This is a genomic window from Streptomyces sp. NRRL F-5650 (assembly GCF_000721365.1).
GTDB lineage: Bacteria > Actinomycetota > Actinomycetes > Streptomycetales > Streptomycetaceae > Streptomyces > Streptomyces ardesiacus.
In genome coordinates this window covers 1-256 of record NZ_JOGV01000191.1, presented here as the reverse complement: position 1 = coordinate 256, position 256 = coordinate 1, and the positions used below count along the sequence as shown (strand labels likewise).

At 75.0% G+C, this 256-nt stretch carries 1 protein-coding gene; it reads right to left on the bottom strand.

Translation table 11 applies throughout. The annotated features are described in order from the left end of the window. A partial coding sequence (locus IG88_RS0138110) for a response regulator (RefSeq protein WP_031051561.1) occupies positions 1 to 256 on the bottom strand: 256 nt, incomplete at both ends.

Below are 256 nucleotides of genomic sequence, written 5' to 3'. Positions count from 1 at the left end.
CTCCTGCGGGGCGGTGTCCTTCAGCAGGAAGCCCGCACTGCCGTGGCCGAGCGCCCGCAGGACGTTGTCGCGTTCCCCGAACGTCGTCAGGACCAGCACGCGCACCCCCGGCGCGGCGCGGCCCAGCTCCGCCAGCGCGGTCAGCCCGTCCATCACCGGCATCTGGATGTCCAGCAGGGCCACGTCGACCGCGGTGCTCCGGGCGGTCTCCACCGCCTCCCGGCCGTCCCGGGCCTCGGCGACCACCTCGATGTCC